The sequence below is a fragment of the Nonomuraea sp. NPDC050227 genome (assembly GCF_044459705.1).
GTDB lineage: Bacteria > Actinomycetota > Actinomycetes > Streptosporangiales > Streptosporangiaceae > Nonomuraea.
In genome coordinates this window covers 204,710-224,603 of record NZ_JBITJF010000007.1, presented here as the reverse complement: position 1 = coordinate 224,603, position 19,894 = coordinate 204,710, and the positions used below count along the sequence as shown (strand labels likewise).

At 72.7% G+C, this 19,894-nt stretch carries 20 protein-coding genes; 10 read left to right on the top strand and 10 right to left on the bottom strand.

What is annotated here, in order from left to right:
* Nucleotides 1-30: 30 nt before the first annotated feature.
* The 4 genes from ACIBK9_RS27610 to ACIBK9_RS27595 form a co-directional block, all read right to left on the bottom strand.
* Nucleotides 31-2,031 (bottom strand): sensor histidine kinase, encoded by a 2,001-nt coding sequence (locus tag ACIBK9_RS27610; RefSeq protein ID WP_397161854.1) that lies wholly within the window; start codon nt 2,029-2,031, stop codon nt 31-33.
* Between the two features lie 96 nt (nt 2,032-2,127).
* Nucleotides 2,128-2,493: an antibiotic biosynthesis monooxygenase family protein gene (locus ACIBK9_RS27605; protein ID WP_397161853.1), complete on the bottom strand. Its 366-nt coding sequence runs from the start codon at nt 2,491-2,493 to the stop codon at nt 2,128-2,130.
* An 80-nt stretch (nt 2,494-2,573) separates the two neighbouring features.
* A complete protein-coding gene (locus ACIBK9_RS27600; protein ID WP_397161852.1) occupies nt 2,574-3,476 on the bottom strand; it encodes a TIGR03620 family F420-dependent LLM class oxidoreductase in 903 nt (300 codons plus the stop codon).
* A gap of 100 nt (nt 3,477-3,576) precedes the next feature.
* Nucleotides 3,577-3,891, bottom strand: a complete 315-nt coding sequence (locus ACIBK9_RS27595) for a metalloregulator ArsR/SmtB family transcription factor (RefSeq protein ID WP_364336525.1) — start codon at nt 3,889-3,891, stop codon at nt 3,577-3,579.
* Between the two features lie 216 nt (nt 3,892-4,107).
* On the opposite strand from ACIBK9_RS27595, the gene ACIBK9_RS27590 reads away from it, so the two are divergent.
* Both ACIBK9_RS27590 and ACIBK9_RS27585 read left to right on the top strand, forming a co-directional pair.
* Entirely contained in the window at nt 4,108-5,331 is a 1,224-nt protein-coding gene (locus ACIBK9_RS27590) for a cytochrome P450 (protein ID WP_397161851.1), read from the top strand.
* Between the two features lie 71 nt (nt 5,332-5,402).
* A complete protein-coding gene (locus tag ACIBK9_RS27585; protein WP_397161850.1) occupies nt 5,403-6,068 on the top strand; it encodes a TetR/AcrR family transcriptional regulator in 666 nt (221 codons plus the stop codon).
* Here ACIBK9_RS27585 and ACIBK9_RS27580 read toward each other — a convergent pair.
* Nucleotides 5,988-6,572, bottom strand: coding sequence for a phospholipase (locus ACIBK9_RS27580; RefSeq protein ID WP_397161849.1), 585 nt, complete (start codon nt 6,570-6,572; stop codon nt 5,988-5,990). The two genes, ACIBK9_RS27585 and ACIBK9_RS27580, sit on opposite strands and share 81 nt — an antisense overlap.
* Nucleotides 6,573-6,733: 161 nt before the next feature.
* Entirely contained in the window at nt 6,734-7,276 is a 543-nt protein-coding gene (locus ACIBK9_RS27575; RefSeq protein WP_397161848.1) for a hypothetical protein, read from the bottom strand.
* Between the two features lie 350 nt (nt 7,277-7,626).
* Between ACIBK9_RS27575 and ACIBK9_RS27570 the strand changes: the two genes are divergently transcribed.
* Both ACIBK9_RS27570 and ACIBK9_RS27565 read left to right on the top strand, forming a co-directional pair.
* On the top strand, nt 7,627-7,932 hold the full coding sequence (locus ACIBK9_RS27570; protein ID WP_397161847.1) for a hypothetical protein: 306 nt from the start codon (nt 7,627-7,629) through the stop codon (nt 7,930-7,932).
* Nucleotides 7,929-8,423, top strand: a complete 495-nt coding sequence (locus tag ACIBK9_RS27565; RefSeq protein WP_397161846.1) for a hypothetical protein — start codon at nt 7,929-7,931, stop codon at nt 8,421-8,423. The genes ACIBK9_RS27570 and ACIBK9_RS27565 overlap by 4 nt, the downstream gene beginning before the upstream one ends.
* Before the next feature lie 24 nt (nt 8,424-8,447).
* On the opposite strand, the gene ACIBK9_RS27560 is transcribed toward ACIBK9_RS27565, so the two are convergent.
* The 4 genes from ACIBK9_RS27560 to ACIBK9_RS27545 form a co-directional block, all read right to left on the bottom strand.
* Complete coding sequence (locus ACIBK9_RS27560) at nt 8,448-8,882, bottom strand: hypothetical protein (RefSeq protein WP_397161845.1); 435 nt, start codon at nt 8,880-8,882, stop codon at nt 8,448-8,450.
* A gap of 54 nt (nt 8,883-8,936) precedes the next feature.
* Nucleotides 8,937-10,190, bottom strand: coding sequence for an alpha/beta hydrolase (locus ACIBK9_RS27555; RefSeq protein WP_397161844.1), 1,254 nt, complete (start codon nt 10,188-10,190; stop codon nt 8,937-8,939).
* 141 nt (nt 10,191-10,331) lie between these two features.
* The gene (locus tag ACIBK9_RS27550; protein ID WP_397161843.1) at nt 10,332-11,897 is read right to left on the bottom strand and encodes a sulfatase; all 1,566 of its coding nucleotides are present in this window, start codon (nt 11,895-11,897) and stop codon (nt 10,332-10,334) included.
* Between the two features lie 339 nt (nt 11,898-12,236).
* On the bottom strand, nt 12,237-12,809 hold the full coding sequence (locus ACIBK9_RS27545) for a TetR/AcrR family transcriptional regulator (protein WP_397161842.1): 573 nt from the start codon (nt 12,807-12,809) through the stop codon (nt 12,237-12,239).
* 94 nt (nt 12,810-12,903) lie between these two features.
* Here ACIBK9_RS27545 and ACIBK9_RS27540 point away from each other — a divergent pair, with 94 nt between their 5' ends.
* The 6 genes from ACIBK9_RS27540 (at nt 12,904) to ACIBK9_RS27515 (ending at nt 19,891) form a co-directional block, all read left to right on the top strand.
* Entirely contained in the window at nt 12,904-13,314 is a 411-nt protein-coding gene (locus tag ACIBK9_RS27540; protein ID WP_397161841.1) for an organic hydroperoxide resistance protein, read from the top strand.
* Between the two features lie 70 nt (nt 13,315-13,384).
* The gene (locus ACIBK9_RS27535) at nt 13,385-15,622 is read left to right on the top strand and encodes an immune inhibitor A domain-containing protein (protein WP_397161840.1); all 2,238 of its coding nucleotides are present in this window, start codon (nt 13,385-13,387) and stop codon (nt 15,620-15,622) included.
* A 114-nt stretch (nt 15,623-15,736) separates the two neighbouring features.
* Entirely contained in the window at nt 15,737-16,396 is a 660-nt protein-coding gene (locus ACIBK9_RS27530; protein WP_397161839.1) for a hypothetical protein, read from the top strand.
* Nucleotides 16,397-16,461: 65 nt separating this feature from the next.
* A complete protein-coding gene (locus ACIBK9_RS27525; protein ID WP_352328448.1) occupies nt 16,462-16,992 on the top strand; it encodes a PadR family transcriptional regulator in 531 nt (176 codons plus the stop codon).
* On the top strand, nt 16,989-17,669 hold the full coding sequence (locus tag ACIBK9_RS27520) for an ABC transporter ATP-binding protein (RefSeq protein ID WP_397161838.1): 681 nt from the start codon (nt 16,989-16,991) through the stop codon (nt 17,667-17,669). The genes ACIBK9_RS27525 and ACIBK9_RS27520 overlap by 4 nt, the downstream gene beginning before the upstream one ends.
* Nucleotides 17,666-19,891, top strand: a complete 2,226-nt coding sequence (locus ACIBK9_RS27515) for an FtsX-like permease family protein (protein ID WP_397161837.1) — start codon at nt 17,666-17,668, stop codon at nt 19,889-19,891. The genes ACIBK9_RS27520 and ACIBK9_RS27515 overlap by 4 nt, the downstream gene beginning before the upstream one ends.
* Nucleotides 19,892-19,894: the final 3 nt, after the last annotated feature.

Genomic DNA, 19,894 nt, shown 5'->3' with positions numbered 1-19,894 from the left:
AGGAGGGTTCCCGGCCGGTAAGGCGCACGGTCAGGGCTGGACAGGGAACATGACCTCCACCGTGGTGCCCGTCCCCGGCGCGCCGCCGACCAGGCAGATGCCGCCCAGTTCGGCCGTGCGCTCGCGCATCGAGGTCAGGCCGACGCCGGAACGGTGCTCGGGCGGCAGGCCGCGGCCGTCGTCGGCGACCAGCAGGCGCAGCGCGCCGGGCTCGCGGCACAGCTCGACCCGGACCCGGGTGGCCCGCGCGTGCCGCCGCACGTTCGTCAGCGCCTCCTGCGCGATCCGGTAGACGGCCACCTCGACGGCGGCGGGCAGGCCGGTCAGGTCGCCCTCGGTGATCACCTCCGCGGCGGGACCGTCCGGCGCGGCCAGCGCCCGCACGGCGGCGGCCAGGCCCAGGTCGTCCAGGGCGGGCGGGCGCAGGCCGTAGACGAGCTGCCGCAGGTCGCCGGTGACGGCGTCCATGCCGGTGCGCAGCTCGCGCAGCAGCCCGTCGGCCGCCTCCGGCGAGCTCTTCAGGCTGAGACGGGCCATGTTGACGGTCATTGCCAGCCCGCTGAGCGTCTGGCCGAGGCCGTCGTGCAGGTCCCGGCGCAGCCGGCGGCGCTCCTCCTCGCGGGCGGCCAGCATGCGTTCGCGAGAACGTTGCAGGTCGGCGGCCAGGCGGACCGCGTGGGCCACGTCGGCCGCGTACGGGACCAGCGTGTCCAGCACCCGCTCGTCGTGCGCGGCGGGGAAGCGGCGCGCGGCGGGCGGGCCGACCAGCAGCCGGCCCACCCATTCGCCGTGCCAGATCAGGGGCACCTCGCGCGGGGAGTCGCCGACCTGCCCGCGGTCCGTGCTCGCCACGCTGACCGGATGGCCCGGCTCGCCGCTGGTCACCTCCACGGCGACGCCGCGTACCGCCAGGCCCTCGCGCAGCACGCCGATCACCGCCGCCAGCGCCTGCGCCGGATCGCCCCGGCGCACCTCCTGCGCCAGCCGCTCGGCCAGCACGCGCGGATCGCCCACCGGTCCGTAGAGCAGGCGGTCGACCGCGCGTTGCAGCGCCCGCCGCAACGGCTGGAAGAACGCGCCCGTGAGCAGCGCGGAGGCGAGCCCGGCGACCTGGTGGTACCCCGACACCAGCAGGCTCGACAGCGTGGCCACCCCGAAGTAGACCCCGCCGACCACGGCCAGCAGCCCGGCGGCGACGAACGTCCGGCTGACGACGGTGTCGATGCCGTAGAGCCGGTAGCGGGTCACCGAGATCACCATCGACACGGGGATGACCGCCGCCCACCCGATCGACAACCAGTACAGCTCCGGCACGACGACGCCGGCGAGCATGAAGACGATGTACCCGCCGAAGGAGAACAGCGGCCAGCCGATCTGCCGCCGCACGACCGGGTCGGCGCGGCGGAAGCGCAGCACCATCGACCACGCCGCCAGCGGCAGCGTCGAGAGGATCCCGGTCCAGGCCACCACCGTGACCACCGGCCAGATCGGCGCCAGCTCCGGGACCTGTAACGGGTTGGGGATGACCGCGGGCAGCGGATAGCCCTCGGCCGGCGGGTCGGGACGCAGGAACATGTGGGCCAGCTCCACCGCGGTCGACACCGCGCCGAGCAGCACCACCAGACGCCAGCGCCGCGACGGCAGCCTGCCGTCGGGGGAGTACAGCGGCAGCAACATCTCCAGCAGCAGCCCGGACACCGCCCAGCCGACCTGCGCGGGGAACCTCAGCAACCCCGCCAGCGGGAGATCCCCGCCCGCCGCGGCGGCCAGCATCGCCGACTGGCAGAACGTGTTGACCGCACCGCCGAGACCGCCCGCGCACATCAGCCACGCCAGCCTGAGCCGCGGCCGGTGCACGATGAGGAACGCGCTGAAGGCCGGAAACGTGACCCCAGCCGCGGCCAGCGGGCTGAAGATCTCCGGCAGCCGCCACTCCGGCGGCAGCGCCGCATACATCAGGACCGCCGCGAGCACCAGCACCGGCGAGACCACGGCCAGGACGACGGCGACCACCCGGGCTGCCCACGCCATCCGTCCCCGCCTTCCGGCTGCCGTTCCCGCCCGACCCTAGCGTGCCCGCGGAACGGTCCGCCATGAGCGGGCCGGCCGGCCGGATCGACCGGCGGGTCAGCGCAGCGACCGCAGCAGGGCTTCGCGGTCGAGGGCGTCCACGGGCCACGTGCGGGAGCGCAGGGTGCCCCGGTCGCGGTAGGCGCGCATGATGGCGACGTGTTCCGGCAACCGGACGAACCCCCGCAGGTCCTCCTCGCTCCGCCACACCGACAGCGAGCCGACCCGGCGGCCGGTGAGGTCCGCCCAGAGCCACATGCCCACCGCGCCCGGCAGGCCGGGCCAGTGGCGGCTCAGGGACCGGCCGTGCCGGGCGATGCCGGGCAGGTCGAGCAGCCGCCGCGGGCGGAAGTCCGTCAGGGCGGCGACCAGCGGCCCCGGCCGGTCGTTCTCGGGGCCGGGGATCCAGCGTGAGGTCAGCATGCGGCGCACCGGCCGGACTCGGAGGTCATGCCGTCAAACTATATTAACGACCGATCGTTTGCATATCTGAGGGGTGGCGGTCAGTCGCGGCCGGGCGAGAGAGCGGCGGCCAGCTCGCGCCAGTGGGGCATCGCCGTCCGGCCCGGCTCGATCCCGATCACCTGCACGGCGACGTGGTCGGCGCCGGCGTCCACGTGGGCGCGCAGCTTGCCGACGACGGTGTCCAGATCGCCCCAGAAGACGAAGTCGTCCACCAGGCGGTCGCTGCCGCCGCCGGTGATCTCGTCCTCCGCGTACCCGAGCCGCCGGAACTTCGCCACGTTGTACGGCGTGCTCAGGTAGGGGCGCAGGTGCTCGCGGGCGGCGGCGCGGGCCTTGGCGGGGTCGGTCTCGAACAGCACCGGATGCTCGACGGCCAGGAACGCGTCCGGGCCGAGGAGCTGCCGTGACTCGGCGGTGTGCGCGACGTTGACGTGGTAGGTCTGGGCGCCCGCCGCGCGGTCGCGGGCCAGTTCGAGCATCTTGGGCCCGTACGCGGCCAGCAGGCGGCGCACGCCTGACTTCGGAGCCGGGTTGACGGTCTCCAGCTCGTCCAGCTCGTCAAGGTAGGCCCGCATGGCGGTCAGCGGGGTCGTGCCGGGGCGGGGGGCGCCGCCGAAACCCAGGCCGAGGACGTGCCGGTCGGGGTAGGCGTCGGCCAGCAGCAGGGCGGCGCCGTACGTCCACCTGGCCTCGCGGGCCCAGATCTGGGCGATGCCGTTCACGATGTGCATCCGCCGCGTGCACGACAGCAGGAAGCCGGCGTGCGTGAGCGCCTCGCGCCCGAGCAGCTCGGGCATCCAGAACGCCCGCCACCCCTGCTCCTCCAGCTCCTGGATCGACTCGCGCATCTGCGCGGCCGGCACGTGCTCGAAGTCGAAGGTGTAGATCCCGAACGTGCCGAGATCCAGGCCGTCGATGCTGCCCATGGGACGTCCCCTCATCGTGTGTCGATCCTCAGGAACATAGACATATCGCAAAATGTCGATATATGGAAACCGGTCGACCTCTCGCGGGAGGTGCCGCCTCTGCGGCGTGCTGTCTCTACAGCGTGCGGCCGAGGGTGGCGACGAGCTGGGCGATGCGCCGCTCGTCGCGCTTGTAGTGCGTCCACTTGCCCACGCGCGTGGCGCGTACCAGCCCCGCGCGCTGCAGCTCGCTCAGGTACGCCGACACCGTGGACTGCGCCAGCCCGACCCTGGCCTGGATGTGCGTCACGCACACCCCCACCTCCACCGGGTCGGCGATCGCCCCCTCCAGCGAGAAGTGGCGCTCCGGCTCCCGCAACCAGGTCAGCAGTTGCAGCCGGGTCGGGTTCGCCAGCGCCCGCAACGCGTCGGACAGCTCGGAATCGGTCATCAGTGGAGCTTCCGCCATGGATGCCAGCATAGTGAGCCATCGTCGTATCCGGGTATTTCGATGCGTGCCAGCTCGGCGCCCGCGCGGGTCCCCAAGGGGAGGCAACGCCTCGGTAGATTTCTCCCACTCGAAGTAATCCATCCAGTCAAGACGATTGCCTCAAATAAGTCGATCGCCTTATATTCCGAAGTGTCGGGCTTTCAAGCTGGAGGACGCATGACCGCTGACGCGATCCCCGATTTCCCCTTCGACCGCCCCACGGCGCTGGAACCGCCGCCACAACTCGCCGACCTGCGGGAGAAATGCCCCGTGGCCCACGTGCGCCTGCCCAGCGGCGACGTGGCGGCCCTGGTGACCAGGTACGACGACGCCCGCGCCGTCATGGCCGACCCCCGCTTCAGCCGCAACCTCGCCCGCGAGGGCGCCGCCCGGCTGTCCACCACCGAGGACGGCGGCCTGTTCAACCGCCGCAAGGACGGCGCCGGCGACATCGGCGAGGGCGAGGGCCACATGCGGTGGCGACGCCTGCTGAGCCGCTGGTTCACGGCCCGCAAGATGGAGGTCTGGCGCCCCCGCGTCCAGGCCATGGCCGAGGAGCTCCTCGACTCCATGCTGGCCAAGGGCTCCCCGGGCAACCTGTCGTCCGGCCTGGCCCTGCCGCTGCCGGTACGGGTCATCTGCGCGCTGGTCGGCGCGCCGAGCTCGGACCAGGACAAGTTCGCGCACTGGTCGCGCACGATGCTGACCCTGACGCGCAACACGCAGGAGGAGGTGGACACGGCCTACCGGGAGTTCAACGCGTACGTGTCGGACCTGATCGACCGCAACCGCGCCGACCCCGGCGACGACCTGCTCAGCGAGCTGACCCAGATCACCGACGCCGAGGACGGCAGGCTCAGCCAGGACGAGCTCATCGCCACCGTGCGCGGGCTGCTGCTGGCCGGCCACGAGACCACGTCCAACATGATCGCCATTATGACGGCGATGCTGCTGTCCGACCGCCAGCGCTACGAGGCCGTGATCGACGACCCCGACCTGATCCCGGGCACCGTGGAGGAGGTCCTGCGGCTGGACAGCACGTTGTCGGCCATCGGCGGCGTGCCCCGGTTCATCACCGAGGACGTCGAGCTGAGCGAGATCACCGTGCCCGCCGGCAGCACGCTGATCCCCAACATCCCGGCGGCCAACCGCGACCCGGCCAAGTTCGCCGACCCCGACCGGTTCGACCCGCGCCGGGAGAACAGCGGCCAGCACCTCACCTTCGGCGCCGGCCGCCACTACTGCCTCGGCCAGCCGCTGGCCAGGGTGGAGCTGCAGGTCGTCCTGGGCCTGCTGGCACGGCGGCTGCCCGGCCTGCGGCTCCGCGACGACCCCCGCGAGCTGCGGCTGCGCACGGGCGGCCTGTCCGGCGGCCTCCAGGACGTGTGGGTCACCTGGTGACCCGCTGACCTCAGCCGGCGGCATGGGATAGCGTTCGGGGACGGTGGTGGAAACGAGATCGAGGACCGGTCATGGACGTCAGTACGGCGGTCGCCGCGCCGTCTCCCCGCTCGATCCGGGCCAAGGACAGGATCATGCAGACCGCGGAGCGGCTCTACGCCGAGCACGGCTTCGCGCACGTGTCGATCAGGATGATCCGCGAGGCCGCGGGCCAGCGGAACAAGTCCGCCGTCCAATACCACTTCAGCACCCGTGACGAGCTGATCCACGCGATCCTGTCCCGTCACGCGGCCGCCATCGACCGGCACCGCCTGCCGATGGTGGCCGCGCTGGAGACCTCGGGCGAGGTGTCGCTGCGCGACTGGATCACGTGCGCGATCGCGCCGAGCATCGAGCACCACATCGAGCTGGGCACCCCGTCCTGGTACGGGCGGTTCCTGGCCCAGGCCGTCGTGGAGCCGTCCCTGCGCGAGTACGCGGCGCGGGCGACGTTGAGCACGCCCTCGTTCCGCCGGCTGGAGCTGCTGCGCCCGCCGTCGATGCGCGACCGGGAGCACGAGCTGTCCGAGCGGCAGGCGGCGATGGTCCGGCTGCTCGTCGTGCACATGAGCGCCGAGCTGGAGGCCGACCTGGCGGCCGGCCACGCCGCCGCCGGTTCAGTCGAAGAATCCTGGCGGGCTCTGGGCGAACATCTTGTCACCGCCGTCTGCGGACTCAGCGGCGCCCTGCTGTCTTAGAGAGTCCCTGTCCGGTACGCGCACGATCTCCCCGCCGGTGCCGCGAGGGGCGCCGTAGTGGCGGACCGCCTGGTAGTACAGCTTGGCCAGCGCGTTGCAGCTCGGCTGACGGAAGAGCGAGTACTGGGTGCACACCTGCTTGAGGTCGAAGAAGAACGCCTTGTCGATGCGCTCCTTGTTCGCCGGGAAGTCGCCGACGGCCTGGTAGTTCCGGTAGCCGAAGTCGTGCCGCCGGCACGGGATCGAGAAGTCGAAGCCGAGCGGCTGGTCGGGGCTGCTCGTACAGCCGTCGCTCGACCAGTCGAAGTCGAAGTCGGACCACGACCCCCGGTCGGCCCAGGCGTCCCGCCAGGCCGCGGCGCTGGACGCGGTGGGTTGCGTGAACCCCGAGAGCGTGGCGAGCTTCTCCTCCAGCGTCACCGCCTGGGCCGGCGGCGCGACCGCGAGAACGGCGACCAGCGAGAGAGCGAGCGGGACCGGCGCCCCGAGAGCCCGTCTGACCATGGGAACCTGCCTGTTTCGACCGGGACGGGAACATGTCATGGTCAGGTTCGCCCGCCGGCCCGCCGCGACCTGGGAATTCCGGGAAAACCCGTGGCAAAGGTCGTGTCCGGTTTCCGACGGGAGACGCCGCCGGCGGCCCGTCCGGCGCTCAGGCGCGGGCGTCAGCCCAGGCCGTCGGCGTGGTTCATCTCCTCGGCCTGGGCCAGCGCCTCGGCCAGGGGCGGGACGTCCCAGACCGTGCGTTCGGCGTCCGTGGTGACGGGGTCGACGCGGTAGAGGGACCAGCGGCCGCCGATGTCGACGTACTGGGTGCCGTACCGCTGGGGCAGGCCCATCTGCAGCAGCCACCGGTCGAGGGCCGAGGCCGCCAGCCTGCGGGCGGGCCGGCAACCGGCGTCGGCCGCCCGCCGCGCCAGCTCGAAGGCCAGGTGGTAGTGCTCGGCCAGCCCGCCGTGCTGCATCACCGCGGCCAGGTGGTAGTAGTCGCCCGGCGAGCGCACCTCTCCGGCCGCGAACTTCTCCATGCAGCGCGCCCGCCGGGCCAGGCCGCGCTCGCCGCCGTCGCCGCGCTCGCCGCCGTCGCCGGGCACGCCGTCGCGCCGGTCGTCCTGGTCGCGGTCGAACAAGTCACGCAGCTCCGGATCGCCGGGCGCCTCGCGGTCGGGGTCGGCGAGCTTGGCGAGGATTTCCGGAAGGCTGAACATTTGGCTGCGCGGCGCGGCCGACCATCTGCGCGCCGCTCGCGCGCGGCCCTTTCCAGTACGGTTATCCGCCACGTCTGCCAGCGTGCCGGGACAACCCGGGGCGCGCAAGACGGCGCCACGCCGCAATATAGGGAAAATGTAGGGCCGCCGCCCGTTGACGCTTTATTGGGCCGGGGCGATGATGGCCGCGAAAGGGGCGCCCGCGCCTCCGCCGGAAATGAGGGAATGCGTGACCCTGCTTAAGGATGCGAATACTCGACACCCCGGGGCGCCTGCCGGCGTGCCCGCGGAGCGCCGGAACGCGGCCTTGAGCTGCGGGTTCTTGGCGGGTGATGGCAGGGGCTGAGCAGATGGAGCCCGCACCCGGCGCCATGGCGCTCCTGTGCGCCGGCCGGCCCGAGTTCGCCGCCGATTTCCGGGCGCATGAATTCATGCCCTTCGGCCCGGAGGTCCGGTCCATTGACTCGGGGTGGTGCAGAATTCTAGAACGGTCATCGCCGGGAAGCGTTTCCGACGCGGCCGGTGATAACGCGCGGCGGATGCGGATCGCGATATTACGCACAAGCCCCGAGTGCAAATGGCCCGGCCGCGCCGAGTGGGCGTACGAGGAAGCGCGTGGCATTCCGGGCCCGCCGCTCATCGGCGGCGCGGCATGAGCGATCTCGTCGCCTCCGCCGCGGACGCCCTGCGCGCGCTCGACGAGGCGCTGCTCGGCCTGCTGAAGGCGCTCCCGCCCGAGGACCCCGGCGCGCGGGCGGAGCTCCGGGCCGAACTCGAACGGGCGGGCGTCACGGACGAGGTCGCCGGCCGCTGCCTGCGCGTCCTGCGGATGGTGTTGTCCGGCGAGCACGCGCGCCCGAGCGACTGGATCGGGGTGACGGCGGTGTTCCAGTGCGGTTTCTGCGGCTCGGCGCCCGACCCCGCCGATCTCGTCGTCGGCAAGTCGGTCTCGATCTGCCTGGGATGCGCGCTGCTGGCGACGGCCGGGGCGGTGCGGGGCGAGCGGGAGCCGGTGGAGCGGCCGTGCGCGTTCTGCGGCGCGCGGGCCGTGCCCGCCCACCTGGGCGCCGACGGCGACAGGACGGTCTGCCGCGCCTGCGGCGAGCTGGTGCTCTACATCATCGCCAGCAAGAAGCGCGCCGATTGACGCCCGGGGCCGGCGGGACGGGCGTCAGCCGCCCTGGGTGTAGATCGTCCGCCACCGCGAGCACCGGCCGACGGGCCGCGCGCCGTTGCCGCGGCACACCTGCGCCCGGATCTGCAGCGCGCCGCCGACGTTCTTGCGGAAGGAGCCGGTGCCCGGCAGGCAGTTGTAGACGCCGTGCGTGCGCCAGCGGCCGTTGCTCGCGCTCTGGTACCTGATCAGGAGCCACGAGCAGCCCTTGCCGCGGTCGTCGTCGAGGGTGCCGGTCACGGCCAGCCCCGACTGGCCGGCCACGACCTTGCCGCGGGCGGTCGCCAGGCCGTCGGTCGAGTGCAGGGCGCCCCACCTCCAGCTCGCCGGGTCGGCGGCGGTGTCGGCGGCGGCCGCCGTGCTCAGCGCGGTCAGCGTGAGGACGGCGGCGCCCAGGGCGGTCAGGACGCGGGTCGGAAGATGGTTCGTCACCGGTCCAGGACTACCGGCCGGTACTTGTGGCCGACTTGGAAGCGGGCTGCGGCGTCAGAGTGCGGGGCAGCGGGCGGGGGCGGCGCCGTAGGCGTACCGGAGGAAGTCGACCAGGTAGGCCGACCAGGCGTTCCAGTCGTGGCCGCCCCTGCTGTAGCAGTAGCGGTGGCCGACGCCGAGGCCGGTCAGCGTGGCGTCGAACTCGCTCGCGTACGCCCCGAGGATCGGCTCGCTGACGCTCGCGGTGTCGTCGCTCGCCCTGGTGTCGTAGCCGCACGCGGCGGGGGCGGGCCCGGCGCCGTCCGGGACGCTCGGGAGGCTCGCGCAGCCGCCGGCGTACAGCGCCAGCCGTCCGTCATAGGGGGCGTACCTGCCCTGGGTGACCAGGTCGGCGGGGTTGGCGGCGGGCCAGTCGTCGACGGTGCGGCCGTGGAAGACCGTGGTGGTGTGCGGGCCGAACAGGGTGTCCAGGCGGTAGCGGCGCTGCACCTCCTGGTCGAGGACGGGCAGCGGGCTGCCGCTGTCGTACTTGTTGACCCGGAACTCGCCCAGATCGGTCAGCTCGATCGCCGCGCCCGACTGCCACATGGAGTCGGAGATCGTGCGCTGGGCGGGCCTGGCGCGCAGGTCGATGCCGGGCGAGAACGCGCCGATCACCGAGAAGACGCCGGGGTGCGCGGCCGCGTACCGCAGGGTGCCGTAGCCGCCCATGGACAGGCCCGCCAGACCGCGTCCTGACCGGTCGGCGACGGTGTTGAAGTTGCTGTCGATCCACGGGATGAGCTGCTCGATGTGGTACGTCTCCCACTTCGGTGCGAAATATCCGTCCGTACGGCCGGCCCAGTCCGCGTACCAGCCGGTCATCCCGCCGGTCGGCATCACCACGATGCCGTCGAAGGAGCCCGCGGTTCGGACGAGGGAGACGAGGTCGGCCTTGACGGTCCACGAGTCGTAGTTGTCGCCGCCGCCGTTGAGCAGGTAGAGCGCCCGATAGGGGGTGGCCCGCGAGGGGTCGTAGTCCTTCGGCAGGTAGACGCGGACGGTGATCGGGCGCGTCAGCGGGTCGATGACCGGGGCGCCGCCGGACGCCTGGAAGATCGCCGTCGAGGTCATCGTGACGTCCCGCAGCTCCGAGCCGTCGCTCTGCGGACGACGTCGTACGTCGACGCAGGTGATGCCATGACCGTCGGGGCGGGGCAGCACGGCCGCGCACCCGGACTCCTGTGTGGGCGCCGCCTGCGCCACCCCCGGGCCTGCGAACGTGCCTGCGACCATCAGTAATCCGGCAAGGGCTGAGGTGAACCGCATCGCTCTCCTTCGGTTCGGGCTCCCGACCGCCCCAACTTACGGGGGGACCGGCGGCCGGCGCGTCAACCGCCGGACCGAAGGAGGTCAACTTCTGCCGTACGCCTCGGCTTCTGCCGTATGCCTCCGCTTCTTCCGTACGAGTCAGTGCAGGTGCGCGGCCGTCCAGCAGTCGGGCGCGCCGGGCTTTCCGCACGTCGTCAGCTCGCGCAGCACCCCGGCCAGGGACGCCGTCCGGGCGTTGCCGGGGTCGTTGGACTCCTGGCGGGGGTCGGTGACGGTGTTGTAGTACTCGGGCTTCGGGTCGTTCTCGTACTCGACGTACAGCTCTCCCGCGGTCCGCACGGCGTTGTAGGTGGGCGGCTGCGCGTTGCCCTGCCTCAGCCGGTCGGCGTCGGGGTCGGGCCTGCCGGGCGTCCGCGGGTCGGGCTTGACGTGCTCGACCAGCGCCGCCTGCCGCCAGTCCGCGACCTGCCGGCCCTGGACGAGGGGGAGCAGGCTGCGGCCGTCCCGGCTGTCGCGGATCGCCGGGGCGACGCCGGCCATGTCGAGGAAGGTCGCGAACAGGTCCACGTTCTGGGCGATGGCGCCGGTCACCAGCCGGTCGCGCTCTCCGGTGACCGGCCGCCTGACCAGCAGCGGAACCCGGACGTCGTGGTCGTAGGCAGTGGACTTGCCGCGGACCAGGCGGTGCTGGCCGAGGTGGAAGCCGTTGTCGCTGGCGAACACCACGTAGGTGTTGCGGCGCTCCGGCTCGGTGAGCGTGGACAGCACCCGTCCCACCATGTCGTCGACCGACTGGACCATGCGGATCCGGTCACGGAAGTCCTCGCGCAGCTCCTCGGCGCGCTTCGCCTCGATCGGGGCCCGGCGCACCCAGGACGGCTTGTCGGCGGTGTCCTCGTCGTAGGAGGGCAGGGTGGTCACGTCGATGCCGGTGCAGTCGGGGCCGCCGCAGTCGCCGTGCGGGAACTCGCCGTCCGGGAAGCGGTCCTTCGGACGGTCGCGCGGCGCGGGCGGGAAACGCGGCTCGGTGTCGCCGGGCCGGACGTCCACCCGGTTGTGCGGGGAGAAGGGCGAGACCTGGAGGAAGAACGGCCGGCCGGGGGCGTGCTCGCGGGAGCGCTCGATGAAGCCGGTCGCCCGCTGGGCCAGCTCGTCCACCAGGTAGTCGCCCTTGGAGGGGGCGATCGGTCGCCGGTCGCCCGACTCCTCCCTGATGTAGCGGGTGAGCTGGTACCTGAACTCGTTGTAGCCGCCGCCCGCTGAGACGTGCCATTCGTCCCAGCCGTCCGGCACCTGGTAGCCGGGGCGGGCGGGGTACTCGTTGATGTATTTGCCCAGGTAGCCCGTGCGGTATCCGGCCTGGTGGAGCGGGACGGCGTAGGTGCGGCCCTCGTGCCGGGCGAACGCCTCGTAGCCGCCGCGGTCGTAGCCCTGGTTGGTCCGTACGCCGGTGTTGTGGGGGAACTGGCCGGTGAACATCGAGGCGCGGGAGGGGCAGCAGAGCGAGTCGGACACGTAGTAGTCGGTGAACGTGGTGCCGCCCTCGGCGAGCCCGCGGACCGTGTCCATGTAGGGCAGCAGGTCGGCGGACAGGTCGTCCACCAGGAAGAAGATGATGTTCGGCCGGGTGGGGGTGGCGGCGGACGCCGGGGGCGCGGGGGAGGCGATGAGCAGAGCGAGGATCGCGGCCACCGCCGCAGCCAAGCTTCTCCTGATATTTCGGGACAACGACATGACTGCCTCGTAAGCGGTGGTAGGGGAGCAACGGCGCTGCCCACTAATACCAGACAAACTACCCACAAAGCACAAAACCTCCCACACCCACCCCACCCATCACCGCAGCTCAGCAGCCTCGGGCCCGGAGAGCGAAGGGGTGGAGAGCGCCAAGGGCGCGAAGGGGTGAAGAGAGGAAGGCCCGAAGGGTGCGGAGGGCGGGAAGGGGCGAAAAGGGGAAGGCCGCAATGTGCGGGGAGGGTACGGAAGCCGAGGGTCGTCGAAAGCGAAGGGGCGCGTCTGTGGTCGCCGTTCCGGGGGTGGGGTGGGTCAGGGGGTGAGGACGCGGGTCAGGGTTTCCTGGACGGTGGCGCGGACGGTGGCCGGGTCGTCCAGGTCGAAGCCCACCACCAGGCCGTCCCTGATCAGGAGGAGGATGTCGGCGGTGCGTTCGGCGTCGGCGTGGCCGTCGGCGGCCAGCAGGTCGCGGTACAGGTCGCGGTGCCAGCGCCGGTGCTCGGCGATGGCCTGCCGTACGGGATGCGCCGGATCCGGGTACTCGGCCGCCGTGTTGACGAACGGGCAACCGCGGTAACCGGAGCCGGACCCGAACTCGCACATGAACGCGAAGACGGCCGCCAGCGTCTGCCGGGGTGAGTCCGCGCGCAGCGTGTCCACCATGGCCCGCTGCGCCGCGCCCTGCTCGGCGATGTACGCCCGGACCAGCTCGTCCTTGCTCGGGAAGTGGTGGTAGAAGGTCGCCTTCGCGACGCCCGCCGCCGTGATGATCCGGTCGATCCCCACCGAGTGCACGCCCTCGGCGTAGAACAGCCGCGCCGCCGTCTCCAGGATCCGGGTGCGGGCCGGGCTCGGGCGGGGCTCCTTCACCGTCTCTGCGCTCACCCCTTGACGCTACCAGACAGACCTGTCTAGTCTCAGGCTCAACGAACCAGACAGACAGGTCTGTCTGGTGAAGACGAACGAAGGGCAACCGGTCATGAGCATGTACACCGCCATCGCCACCTCGGCCGGCCGCGACGGGCGCGCGGTCTCCTCCGACGGCAGGCTGGACGTCAAGCTGGCCCTGCAGAAGGAGCTGGGCGGCGACGGCGAGGGCACCAACCCCGAGCAGCTCTTCGCCGCCGGCTACGCGGCCTGCTTCGCCTCGGCCATGCGGCTGGTGGCCGGGCAGAAGCAGATCGACGTCTCCGACGCCTCCGTCACGGCGGAGATCGGCCTGTCGCCCAATGGCGCGGGCGGCTTCCGGCTCGACGCCACGCTCCGCGTCGAGCTGCCCGACGAGATCGCCCCCGAGGTCGCCCGCGAGCTGGTCGAGGCCACCCACCAGGTCTGCCCCTACTCCAACGCCACCCGCGGCAACATCCCGGTCAACCTGATCGTCGAGTGACGGGATCCGCGTCCCGGAAGATCGGCCGGAGGTAGAGACGGGAGACTTGGAGTGTGACATGTTACATGCCATGCGAATCACTCTCTCCGCGGCGGCCGCCCTCCTGGCGATCGCCGCGCTCGGCGTCCCTTCCGTCTCCGCCGCGGCGGCGGAGACCGCGGCGCCGCCCGCGAAGAAGGTGAGCAGGGAGATCTCCCCGCTCAGCCCGCAGCAACGCGAGCAGGCGGCGCTGCGCAGGCAGGCCGTCGAAGGCGTCTTATCCCCGGACGCGGCGGCGGCCAAGGCGCGGCCCGGCCGCTCGGTCAAGGTCGGCCACCGCTACGTCGAGCTCGCCCAGGAGCGCAAGGACCAGGTCTTCGTCGTCCTGGCCGAGTTCGGCGACAAGGTGGACAACGAGACGAAGATCGACGGCCAGATCAAGTACGGCGGCCAGCCGGGCCCCCGCCACAACGCCATCCCCGACCCGCGCGGCACCGACGACAACCACACCCTCTGGCGCCCCGACTTCGACCGCGCCTCCTACGCGAAGTCCTACTTCGCGACCGGCGGCAACTCCCTGCGCGACTACTACCGCCTCCAGTCCTCCGGCCGCTACGACCTCGACGGCTACGTCAGCGACTGGGTACGCGTGCCGTACAACGAGGCCCGCTACGGCAGCGACCGGTGCGCCCCCGAGGAGGGCGGCATCTGCTGGAACAACTGGGACCTGGTGCGCGACTCGGCCAACGCCTGGTACGAGGCCGAGAAGGCCAAGGGCAGGACGGTGGAGCAGATCCGCGCCGAACTGGCCAAGTACGACGTCTGGGACCGCTACGACCACGACAACGACGGCGACTTCGACGAGCCCGACGGCTACCTGGACCACTACCAGGTCGTGCACGCCGGCGTGGACGAGACCTGGGGCGGCGGCGCGCAGGGCGCGGACGCCGTCTGGGCCCACCGCTACTTCGCCTACTGGCCCGAGCGCGGCCAGGCCGGTCCCGAGGGCAACCGCAACGGCGGCACCCAGATCGGCGACACCGGCATCTGGGTCAGCGACTACCTGACGGTCGGCGAGAACAGCGGCGTCGGCCTGACCGCCCACGAGTTCGGCCACGACCTCGGCCTGCCGGACCTGTACGCGGGCGGCGGGGACAACTCGGTCAACTTCTGGTCGCTGATGTCGTCCGGCTCCTACCTGAGCTCGCGGACCGGCCCGCTCGGCGAGTACGCCGGCGACCTGGACGCCTGGAGCAAGCTCCAGCTCGGCTGGCTGGCCTACGACCGGGCCCGCGCGGCCACCCCCTCCACGCACACCCTCGGCGTCGGCTCCTACAACACCCGCGATCCGCAGGCGCTCGTGGTGGATCTGCCGGCGCGCGAGATCAGCACTCCGCTGGGCAGGCCGTACCAGGGGGAGTGGCAGTGGTGGAGCGGCAAGGGCGACAACCTTGAGCAGACGCTCACCCGGCAGATCGACCTCTCCCGGGCCGCGGAGCCGACGCTCAAGGCGCACGCGGCCTACGCGATCGAGCAGGGCTACGACTTCCTGTACGCCGAGGTCTCCCGCGACGGCGCGGCCTGGACGCCGGTCGGGCAGCCGCTCACCGGAAGCTCGGACTGGCGGGAGATCGCCTACGACCTGAGCCCGTACGCGGGCGGCAGGATCTGGTTCCGCTTCCGCTACTCGACCGACTCCAACACCTCCGAGCCCGGCTTCCGGCTGGACGACGTCCAGGTGCCCGGCGTGTTCGCCGACGACGTCGAGCAGGGCGAGGGCGAGTGGACGGCGGTGGGCTTCGCCCGCAGCGGCGAGGTGGGCGTGCAGCGCTTCTCCCGGGCCTACCTCGCCGAGAACCGGCGCTACACCGGGTACAACGCCTACCTGCGGACCGGGCCGTACAACTTCGGGTGGACCGGCAGCCAGCGGGTCGAGCACTACCCGTACCAGCAGGGCGTGCTCATCTGGCTCTGGGACGCCTGGTACGGCGACAACACCACCCGCGACCACCCCGGCGAGGGCATGATCCTGCCCGTCGACGCCCGGCCCGAGCCGCTGCGCTGGGCCAGTGGGGCGGCGGCCGGGGCACGGCTGCAGGTGTTCGACGCGCCGTTCGGCAACGCGCGCACGGACCGGCTGCGGCTGCACTCGGCGGGCGTGCCCGCCGTGTTCCCGGCGCGTCCGGGCGTTCCGGTGTTCGACGACCACCGTGGCGTCTACTGGCACCCCGATCTGCCGCAGCTCGGCGTGAAGGTGCCGGACACCGGCACCCGGATCGCCGTCCTGCGTGACGGGGACCGCGCGCTGGTTCGCGTCTCCGCCTCCTAACGGCGGCTGCGGCCCGCGCGCGGGAGCGCGGGCCGCAGGTCGATGGGCGTTTACGACCGTTTTAGGTGGTTCTGGGCAGGGTTGTGGTGTTGTCTCCCATGGAGAGGAAAGATCATGACCTCTGGGCCTGACGGATTCGGCAAGGCGGAGACCCTGGAGAACGAACCGCCCAGGCGCCGATTCCCCCGCTCCGTACTGCTCGCCGCGACCACCGCGGTCGTCCTGGCCACCGGCGCCGGCGTGGCCGCCGCCTCGGCGCTCTCGCCGGCGCCGTCGCCCACCGGGACGCCCCCGTCCGCCGCGAGCCCGTCGGCCGTCCCGTCGGGCTCGCCGTCCGGCAAGCCGTCCGACAAGGGACGCGGCTGGGGGCGCGGGTTCGGTGGCCCGCCCGTCCACGGCGAGTTCGTCGTCCCCGACGGGCAGGGCGCGTACGTGACGGTGGCCACCCAGTACGGCGAGGTCACCGCCGTCGGCCAGGACTCCGTCACGGTCAAGAGCGAGGACGGCTACACCAAGCAGTACGCCGTCAACGCCGACACCCGGGTCAACCGCGACCAGGGCATCGACGCCATCAAGACCGGCCAGAAGGTCATGGTCAGCGCCAAGGTCACCGGCGGCACGGCCACCGCCGTCACCGTCCACGACGTGACCGCCCGCGACGGCCGCGGGCGGCACCCCCACGGCGACGACCACTGGGGCGACAGGAACGGCGACATGGGCGGCCCCCGACACGGGGGCCACCAGCCGACGCCGTCACCCAGCGCCACCTCCTGAGGGACGCCGGCCCAATTCACGCGGTTATGCCCCCCGTATATACCCTCGGTATATAGTGCGGGGGCATGAGCGTTCCTCTTGCGCTGCTCGGCCTCCTTGAGCGGGAGCCGAGCCACGGCTACGACCTGAAGCGCGACTACGACACCTACTTCGGCCGCGGCAAGTCGCTGCCCTTCGGCCAGGTGTACTCCACCCTCGGCCGGCTGGCCAGGGACGGCAAGGTCACCGCCGGGGAGAGCGAGCCCGGCGACGGCCCCGAGCGCAAGCGCTACGCCATCACCCCCGTCGGCGCGCGTGAGGTCGAGGCGTGGCTGAGCGAGCCGGTCGCGGCCGAGCCGTACCTGCAGACCGTGCTGTTCACCAAGGTCGTGCTGGCGCTGATGCTGGGCCGCGACGCGGCGGCCTACCTCGACCTCCAGCGCGCCACCCACCTGCGGCGCATGCGCGAGTTCGCGCAGATCAAGCGCGGGGACTCGCTGGCCGACGCGCTGCTGGCCGACCACGGCATGTTCCACCTGGAAGCCGACCTGCGCTGGATCGACGTCACCCAGGCGCGGCTGGACGCGCTGGCCGAGCTGGTGCGGGGGTCGTCGTGATCCTGGAGGCCCGCGGGGTCAGCCGCTCCTTCGGCCGCACCCCGGCGCTGCGCGAGGCGAGCCTGGAGGTGGCGGCCGGGGAGATCGTGGCGGTCATGGGCCCCAGCGGCTCGGGCAAGTCGACGCTGCTGCACTGCCTGGCCGGGATCTTCACCCCCGACAGCGGCGAGGTGTGGTTCGACGGCAGCCGCCTGGACACCATGAGCGACGACCGGCGCACCCGGCTGCGGCGCACCGCGTTCGGCTTCGTGTTCCAGTTCGGGCAGCTCGTGCCGGAGCTCACCGTCGCCGACAACGTCGCCCTGCCGCTGCTGCTCGCGCGTACCGGGCGCAAGGAGGCGTACCGGCGGGCGGCGGGCTGGCTGGAGCGGCTGGAGCTGGCCGAGCTGGGCGGGCGGCGCATCGGCGAGCTGTCCGGCGGGCAGGCGCAGCGGGTGGCGATCGCCAGGGCGCTGGTGACCGGGCCGCGGGTGCTGTTCGCCGACGAGCCGACCGGCTCGCTCGACTCGCTGACCGGCGAGCACGTCATGGAACTGCTGGTCGGCCTGGCGCGCGAGGAGGGCACGACCGTGCTCGTGGTGACCCACGACGCCCGCGTCGCCTCCTGCGCCGACCGGGAGGTCATCGTCCGCGACGGGCGGCTCACCGACCCCTTCGCCGGTCAGGTCGCCCGGTGATCGCCCTCGGCCTGCGGCTGTCGCTGGCCGGAGGCAGGGAGGCGGCCGCCCGGCTCGCGCTGATCGTCGCCGGCGTGGCGGTCGGCGTGGCGGTGCTGTTGGCCACGCTCTCCCTGTTCAACGCCTTCCAGACGGCCGGCGAGCGCACCTGCTGGGAGTGCACCCGCGGCACCGCCCCCAGCGGCTGGGCCCTCGACGCCACCGCCACCGCCACCGGCGCCCTGTGGAACTACCACGAGGACTACTACGCCGGACGCCCGATCAGGCGGCTCGACGCCGCCGCGCTCGGCGGCCGGGCTCCCGTCGTCCCCGGGCTGTCCCGCATGCCCGCGCCCGGCCAGTACTACGTCTCCCCGGCGCTGGCCGAACTGCTGGACTCGGCGCCGCGCGCGCAGCTCGCCGACCGTTTCCCCGGCACGAGGGCCGGGACGATCGGCCGCGCCGCGCTCACCGGCCCCGACGACCTGACCATCGTGATCGGCCGCACGCCCGAGCAGGTCGCCGCACTGCTCGGCACCCGGCAGGTCGACACGACGGCCGACGAGCCCGCCGTCGACGGCGACGCCGACATCTACCACTTCGGGTTCGCGATCGCGGCCGTCGGGCTGCTGCTGCCGCTGCTGGTGCTGGTCAACACCGCCACCCGGCTGGCCGCCGCCCGCCGCGAGGCCCGCTTCGCCGCGATCCGGCTGGTGGGCGGCACGTCCCGGCAGGTCAACCTGTTCGCCGCGGTGGACTCCGCGCTCGGCGCGCTGACCGGCACGCTCGCCGGGACCGTGCTCTTCCTCCTGGTACGTCCGGCCGTCGCCGCCGTCCGCGTCACCGGCTCCCGGTTCTTCCCCGACACGGTGACCCCGGCCGCCTGGCAGTACGCGGCCGTGCTCGCCGGCGTCCCGCTGCTGGCCGGGGCGAGCGCGCTGTGGTCGCTGCGCCGGGTCCGGATCTCGCCGCTGGGCGCGCTCAGGAAGGGCGCCCCACGGCCGCCGCGGGTCTGGCGGGCGATCCCGCTGCTGGCCGGGCTGGCGCTGTTCGCGGTGCCGATGTTCCAGACCGACGACCGCAAACCGAACGCCGGGCCGGCCTCGGCGGGCCTGGCGCTGATCATGATCGGGCTGATCCTGGCCGGCCCCTGGCTGACGATGCTGGCCGCCCGCCTGGCCGCCCGGCTGACCGGCGGAGCGGCGACGCTGCTGGCCGCCCGGCGGCTGGCCGCCGACCCGAAGGCCGCCTTCAGGTCGGTGAGCGGGCTCGTCCTCGCGGTGTTCATCGGGACGGCGATCGCCGGGATCGTGCCCGCCGTGGTGGACGGCCAGCGGGCGGTGGCCGGCGGCACGCTGTCCGGCGTGCTGCGCGCCCCGCTCGGCGACCTCGGCGGCGGCGGGTTGTCGCCGAGGGCCGGGGCCGAGCTGGTGGCCCGGCTGCGCGCCTACCCGGGCGTCGGCGTGCTGCCGATCCACGCCGCGAAGGAGGAGGAGAACCGGGTGATCGACCCCGAGCGGCCGCCGCCGCCCCGGGCGGTCGTCGAGTGCGCCGACCTGGCCCGCTTCCCGGCGCTCGGACAGTGCCCGCCGGGCGCGCGGGCGGTCGCCGGACGGTTCGACCGGGTGGTGGAGGCCGACAATCCGCTCACCATCGACAAGCTGATCCCCCTCGCCGGGCCGGACAGCGAACCCGTCTCCGCCGACGGGCTCAACCTGTCCTCCGTGCTGGTCACCATGGCCGACCCGGCGACCCTGGAGGAGATCCGCACCCTGCTGGCCGGACAGAGCACCGGCCCGCCGATGACGTTCGACGAGGTCGCCCAGGTCCGGGCGGCGCTCTACACGCAGGCCGAGAACATCGCGCTGGCCATGGTCGCGCTGACCCTGCTCGCCGGCGGCTGCAGCCTGCTGGTGGCGGTCGGCGGCGGGCTGGTGGAACGCCGGCAGCCGTTCACGCTGCTGCGGCTGGCCGGCACGCCCGGCCGCACCCTGGGCGCGGTCGTGCTGCTGGAGTCGGCGTTGCCGCTCGTCCTGGCGGCCGTCGTGGCGGCCGGGGCCGGGTTCGGGGTGGCGGCGCCGTTCATCGACGCCCTCGCCATGAAGGGGGCCTCCCTGGCGATGCCGGGGCCCGCCTGGTTCGCCGGCGTCGGTGGCGGGCTGGTCGCCTCCCTGCTGGTGATCTCGACCGTCCTGCCGCTGCTGCGGCGCATGACCTCGCCCGACAACGCGCGTTTCGAATAGGAG

Coding starts and splice junctions, on each gene's coding strand:
- ACIBK9_RS27610 (WP_397161854.1), bottom strand. CDS start 2,031: ATGGCGTGGGCAGCCCGGGTGGTCGCCGTCGTCCTGGCCGTGGTCTCG.
- ACIBK9_RS27605 (WP_397161853.1), bottom strand. CDS start 2,493: ATGCTGACCTCACGCTGGATCCCCGGCCCCGAGAACGACCGGCCGGGG.
- ACIBK9_RS27600 (WP_397161852.1), bottom strand. CDS start 3,476: ATGAGGGGACGTCCCATGGGCAGCATCGACGGCCTGGATCTCGGCACG.
- ACIBK9_RS27595 (WP_364336525.1), bottom strand. CDS start 3,891: ATGACCGATTCCGAGCTGTCCGACGCGTTGCGGGCGCTGGCGAACCCG.
- ACIBK9_RS27590 (WP_397161851.1), top strand. CDS start 4,108: ATGACCGCTGACGCGATCCCCGATTTCCCCTTCGACCGCCCCACGGCG.
- ACIBK9_RS27585 (WP_397161850.1), top strand. CDS start 5,403: ATGGACGTCAGTACGGCGGTCGCCGCGCCGTCTCCCCGCTCGATCCGG.
- ACIBK9_RS27580 (WP_397161849.1), bottom strand. CDS start 6,572: ATGGTCAGACGGGCTCTCGGGGCGCCGGTCCCGCTCGCTCTCTCGCTG.
- ACIBK9_RS27575 (WP_397161848.1), bottom strand. CDS start 7,276: ATGTTCAGCCTTCCGGAAATCCTCGCCAAGCTCGCCGACCCCGACCGC.
- ACIBK9_RS27570 (WP_397161847.1), top strand. CDS start 7,627: ATGGAGCCCGCACCCGGCGCCATGGCGCTCCTGTGCGCCGGCCGGCCC.
- ACIBK9_RS27565 (WP_397161846.1), top strand. CDS start 7,929: ATGAGCGATCTCGTCGCCTCCGCCGCGGACGCCCTGCGCGCGCTCGAC.
- ACIBK9_RS27555 (WP_397161844.1), bottom strand. CDS start 10,190: ATGCGGTTCACCTCAGCCCTTGCCGGATTACTGATGGTCGCAGGCACG.
- ACIBK9_RS27540 (WP_397161841.1), top strand. CDS start 12,904: ATGAGCATGTACACCGCCATCGCCACCTCGGCCGGCCGCGACGGGCGC.
- ACIBK9_RS27535 (WP_397161840.1), top strand. CDS start 13,385: ATGCGAATCACTCTCTCCGCGGCGGCCGCCCTCCTGGCGATCGCCGCG.
- ACIBK9_RS27530 (WP_397161839.1), top strand. CDS start 15,737: ATGACCTCTGGGCCTGACGGATTCGGCAAGGCGGAGACCCTGGAGAAC.
- ACIBK9_RS27525 (WP_352328448.1), top strand. CDS start 16,462: ATGAGCGTTCCTCTTGCGCTGCTCGGCCTCCTTGAGCGGGAGCCGAGC.